General features: G+C 69.6%; 4 protein-coding genes and 1 pseudogene. 2 read left to right on the plus strand and 3 right to left on the minus strand.

Going from position 1 to position 5,260, the window contains the following annotated elements:
- Both ITP53_RS53650 and ITP53_RS53655 read left to right on the plus strand, forming a co-directional pair.
- A pseudogene (locus ITP53_RS53650) lies at positions 1-237 on the plus strand (radical SAM protein); the annotation flags it as partial.
- Between the two features lie 103 nt (positions 238-340).
- Entirely contained in the window at positions 341-1,069 is a 729-nt protein-coding gene (locus ITP53_RS53655; RefSeq protein WP_195903186.1) for a phytanoyl-CoA dioxygenase family protein, read from the plus strand.
- A 73-nt stretch (positions 1,070-1,142) separates the two neighbouring features.
- On the opposite strand, the gene ITP53_RS53660 is transcribed toward ITP53_RS53655, so the two are convergent.
- The 3 genes from ITP53_RS53660 to recD2 form a co-directional block, all read right to left on the minus strand.
- Entirely contained in the window at positions 1,143-1,640 is a 498-nt protein-coding gene (locus ITP53_RS53660) for a GNAT family N-acetyltransferase (RefSeq protein WP_195903187.1), read from the minus strand.
- 5 nt (positions 1,641-1,645) lie between these two features.
- A complete protein-coding gene (locus tag ITP53_RS53665) occupies positions 1,646-2,839 on the minus strand; it encodes a L,D-transpeptidase (RefSeq protein ID WP_195903188.1) in 1,194 nt (397 codons plus the stop codon).
- A gap of 123 nt (positions 2,840-2,962) precedes the next feature.
- On the minus strand, positions 2,963-5,176 hold the full coding sequence (gene recD2 / locus ITP53_RS53670; protein ID WP_195903189.1) for an SF1B family DNA helicase RecD2: 2,214 nt from the start codon (positions 5,174-5,176) through the stop codon (positions 2,963-2,965).
- Positions 5,177-5,260 lie beyond the last annotated feature (84 nt).

The raw sequence follows: 5,260 nt of genomic DNA on the forward strand, positions 1-5,260 counted from the left end.
GTGTTGCGGCTGCCGCCGGGGACGCGGGAGTGGTATCTGGAGTGGCTGGGGCAGGCGCATCCGCGGTTGGTGGAGCGTTATGCGGAGTTGTATGACGGGGCGGGGCTGCCGTCGCCGGGGTATGAGGGGCGTATCACGGGTCAGATCGCGCAGTTGTGCGAGATGTACGGGATGCGGTGCGGGGTGCCGGAGGTGGTGCGGCGGGAGCCGCGGGCGGAGCAGCTCGCGCTGGTGTGAGGCGGCCGGGAAAGTTCGTGCCGAGCGGCTTGGGAAAGCCGTGCCGGGCGGGCTGGGAAAGCGGCCGGGGAATGCGGTGGATCGCGCTGCTAGCGTGCTCGTCATGGACGTTGTGGATGTCGAGGCTTTCGTGGCGGACGGGTTCGCCAAGGTGGAGGCGGTGGTGCCGCGTGCGGTGGGTGACGCGGCGCGGGAGCTGCTGTGGGCCAGGATCGGGCTGTCGCCGGACGATCCGTCGGGGTGGACGCAGCCGGTGGTGTGGACGGCCGATCTGACGGGTGAGGGGCCGTTCGGGGAGTTCATGCGCAGTGCGCGGCTGTGGGCGGCGCTGGACGCGGTGGCGGGGCCTGGCGGGTGGGTGCCGCGCGGCAGTGTGGGCAACGTGCCGGTCCGGTTTCCGCGGGTGCCGCCGGCCGATGACCGGGGCTGGCACATCGATGCGAGCACGGCGCGGCCGGATGGGAGTTACGGGGTGAGCGGCCGGCCGGGGACGTTGCTGCTGCTGGCGTTGTTCTCGCAGGTGGGGGCGGATGACGCGCCGACGCGGGTGCGGGTGGGGTCGCAGCGGGACATGGCGGCGCTGCTGGATGAGCGGGTCCAGGACCCGATGAGGCTGGGGCCGTTGTTCGATGCGGCGGGCGGGGACCGGCCGGTGGCGCTGGCGACGGGCGCGCCTGGGGACATGTATGTGGTGCATCCGTTCACGGTGCACGCGGCGCAGGAGCATCTGGGGTCGGAGCCGCGGTTCATGGCGCAGATGCCGGTGTTCCTGACGCGGCCGCTGGCGCCGGGTGACGGTTCGCCGCTGGGGCGGGCGGCGGGTTTCTCCTGACGGGTGCCGGTCTCCGGATTCGACGTCGAGTCCCCCGGTTCGGCGTACGGTGGCGAGATCGTGTTGGGGCAGGTCAGAGGCGGCGGTGCAGGAGCATGCCGGGCCACTGGCCGACGGTGAAGGGGGCGGCGCGGGTGAAGCCGCAGGTTTCGCAGTAGGCGACCAGGCGGCCGTCGTCGCCGGCGTAGCAGTCGACGCGCAGGAGGGTGGCGCCGCGGGTGCGGGCCTCCCCCGCTGCCCAGTCCAGCAGGGCGCGGCCGACGCCGTGGCCGGCGTGGTCGCGGCTGGTGACGAGGGCTTGGACGTACAGTTCTGGTTCGGTGGCGGGGGTGACGTAGTCGTGGGGGGTGCCGACGGCGACGCAGCCGGCGGGGCTGCCGTCGTGTTCGGCGATGCGCATGCCGCCGGCGTGGTACCAGCTGGTGATCTGTGCGGTGCGGCGGGGGTCGCCGGTGAAGGGGCTGCTCCCCCATTGGCCGGTGCGTCCCCGGGCGGTGAGCCAGGCGACGGCGGTGTCGAACATGGCCAGTACGGTGGTGACGTCGCCGTCGCGGGCGGCGCGGATGCGCATGTGGGTCAGGCCTTGCTGTTCAGGGCGCTGCCCTTCTTCCATTGGGAGAACGGCATCTGCCAGTAGCTCCAGCCGTTGTTCCATTCGAGTTCGCGGTCGGTGCCGGTGATGTCGACGACGTCGCCGCGCTGCATGTTGTCGTAGAACCATTTGGCCTGGTCGGGGCGGGCGTTGACGCAGCCGTGGCTGACGTTGCGTACGCCTTGGGCCCAGACGTTGTCCTTGGCGTGGACGTATTCGCCGGAGTTGGAGATGCGTACGGCGTGGTCGATCATGACGTCGTAGTAGCCGGGGTCGCCTTTTTTGCGGCCTGGGGAGATCATGCGGACGGGGTTGCCGCGTTCCATGGTGAGGTGGATGCCGGAGGTGGTGGTGTATTCGCGGGTGGTGGCCATGCCGGCGCTGATGCGCATGGTTTGGACGCGTTTGCCGTCTTTGTAGACGTACATCATGTGTTTGGCGACGTCGACCTTGCTGATCTGCTTGGCGCCGACGTCGAGGGTGGCGGTGTAGTCCTTGACGCCGTAGAGGCCTTTGCCGCCTTTGACGCCGGTGATGTTGGCGTTGAAGGTGACCTTCTGGTGGGCGGGCCAGTATTTGGCGGTGCGGTAGATGGCGACGGTGTCGTTCATCCAGCGCCAGGCGCCGTCGACGGGCTTTTCCGCCTCGACCTCGAGGGCGCGTTCGATGGTGGCCTTGTTGGTGACGGGCTGGTTGAAGGTGACGATGATGGGCGCGCCGACGCCGACGGTCTCGCCCTTGGCGTTGGGGGTCACGTCGGCGACCTGGAGGGCGCGTTCGGGTTTGGCGGTCTCGAAGGTGCTGGTGGTGGCGGTGACGCCGGCTTTGGCGGAGACGTTGTAGCTGGTGGAGGGCTTGAGCGGGGTCTTGGAGACCCATTTGGTCTTGTCGCTGTTGTAGCGGCCCTTGATGGTGTCGCCGTCGCCTTCGACGGTGACGTCCTCGAGGGCGCCGCCGTCGGCGGTGATGACGATCTTCTTTTCGGGGTTGACCTTCGTGTTGCCCTCGGTGGGACTGATCTTGATGGTGGGCGCTTGGGGGGTGGCGACGGTGGTGGCTTCTGACTCGCCCGGGTCCTGGGCGGTGGTGCCGCCGCCTGAGCAGGATGCCGTCAGGGCCGCCGCGGCGAGCAGTGCGAGGGACGCGGCCGGTCTTCTCCAAGCGGGCGCAACGTTCAAGTCAGTCCTCTCCCCTGGGATGCTCACGCACCCCAAAAAACCATAATGCTCCTGCATGTAAGACGACGAATCATTTAGGAGAGTTCGGTCACATTTAGATCACTTAGCAGAGTCAAGTCAAGGTCAACGCGCGGTAAGGCGATGGGTGAGGCCCGTGTGCCGCCGCCCGGCGCCCTTGGTGCGTACGGCCTGGGCCAGCGCCCGGCGTGAGCCGACGATGACGACGAGCCTCTTGGCCCGGGTGATGGCGGTGTAGAGGAGGTTGCGCTGCAGCATCATCCAGGCGCTGGTGGCCAGCGGGATGACGACGGCGGGGTATTCGCTGCCCTGGGAGCGGTGGATGGACACGGCGTAGGCGTGGGCGAGTTCGTCGAGTTCGTCGAAGGCGTAGTCGACTGATTCGTCCTCGTCGGTCAGGACGGTGAGTTTGTGCTCGTCGGGCCGCAGGTCGGTGACGATGCCGACGGTGCCGTTGAACACGCCGTTGGCGCCTTTGTCGTAGTTGTTGCGTAGCTGGGTGACCTTGTCGCCGATGCGGAAGACGCGGCCGCCATAGCGGCGTTCCGGCATGCCGTCGCGGGCGGGGGTGAGGGCCTCCTGCAGGGCGGTGTTGAGGGCGCCCGCGCCGGCGGCGCCGCGGTGCATGGGGGCCAGGACCTGCACGTCGCGGCGCGGGTCGAGGCGGAACCTGGCGGGGATGCGGCGGGCCACGACGTCGACGGTGAGGGCGGCGATCTCCTCGGGCTCCTCGCAGGGGAACAGGAAGAAGTCGTTCATGCCTTCCAGGACGGGGTGGCGGCCGGTGTTGACGCGGTGGGCGTTGACGACGACGCCGGACTCCTGGGCCTGGCGGAAGATCTGGGTGAGGCGTACGCGGGGGACGTCCTGGGCGGCGAGGAGGTCTTTGAGCACCTCGCCGGCGCCGACGGAGGGCAGCTGGTCGACGTCGCCGACGAACAGCAGGTGGGCGCCGGGGGCGACGGCCTTGACGAGTTTGTTGGCCAGCAGCAGGTCGAGCATGGAGGCCTCGTCGACGACGACGAGGTCGGCGTCAAGGGGGTTGTCGCGGTCGAAGGTGGCCTCGCCGCCGGGTCGTAGCTGCAGCAGCCGGTGCACGGTGGTGGCCTCGTGGCCGGTCAGCTCGGCCAGGCGTTTGGCGGCGCGGCCGGTGGGGGCGGCCAGGATGACGCGGGCGCGTTTGGCGCGGGCCAGCAGCACGATGGAGCGCACGGTGAAGCTCTTGCCGCAGCCGGGGCCGCCGGTCAGGACGGCGACCTTGCGGGTCAGGGCCAGGCGGACGGCCTGGCGCTGCTCGGCGGCGAGTTCGGCGCCGGTCTGCCCGTGCAGCCACGTCTCGGCGCGTTCCCAGTCGACGTCGGCGAAGGTCTTGAGCCGGTCGTGGCCGCTGTGGAGGAGGGTGCGCAGGCCGGAGGCCAGCGACATCTCGGCGCGGTGGAAGGGCGGCAGGTAGACGGCGGGCACCACGTTGTCGCCGGCGGGGATCGGCTCGCGTACGACGCCCTCGTCGGTGACGAGGTCCTCCAGGCAGGTAGTGATGAGGCCGGCGGGCACGTCGAGGATCTTGACGGCGTCGCCGACGAGGTTGGGGGCGGGCAGGTAGCAGTGGCCGTCGTCGGCGGCCTGCGACAGGGTGTAGCGCAGGCCGGCCTTGACGCGTTCCGGGCTGTCGTGCGGGATGCCGACGGCCTGGGCGATGGTGTCGGCGGTCTTGAAGCCGATCCCCCACACGTCGTCGGCGAGCTGGTAGGGGCGGCTTTTGACGACGTCGACGGACTGCTCGCCGTACTGCTTGAAGATGCGTACCGCGATCGAGGTGGACACGCCGACGCCCTGCAGGAAGATCATCACCTCTTTGATGATCTTCTGTTCGTCCCAGGCGGCGGCGATCATCTTGGTCCGCTTCGGGCCCAGGCCGGGCACCTCGGTCAGGCGCTGCGGCTCCTGCTCGATGACGTCGAGGGTGGCGGTGCCGAAGTGGTCGACGATCCGTTCGGCCATTTTGGGGCCGATGCCCTTGATCAGACCGGAGCCGAGGTAGCGGCGGATGCCCTGCACGGTGGCCGGCAGCACGGTGGTGTAGGACCACACCTCGAACTGGCGGCCGTAGCGGGGGTGGGCGGTCCAGCGGCCGCGCAGTTGCAGCGACTCGCCGACCTGCGCGCCCAGCAGGGGGCCGACGACGGTGAGCAGGTCGGCGCCGGAGCGTTCGGTGGCGACGCGGGCGATGGTATAGCCGGTCTCCTCGTTGGCGTAGGTGATGCGTTCGAGTACGGCCGACAGGACGGTCGCGGGGACGCCAGCCGTGCCTTCGCTCACCGAACAATCCCTCCTGTGACCGCTTTCCGGGCCAGGGTAGAGCAATCGTCCGACATCGGCTCGCCGGCCGGCGGGGGTCAGGTG

It is taken from the genome of Nonomuraea cypriaca, assembly GCF_015645445.1.
Taxonomy (GTDB): domain Bacteria; phylum Actinomycetota; class Actinomycetes; order Streptosporangiales; family Streptosporangiaceae; genus Nonomuraea; species Nonomuraea cypriaca.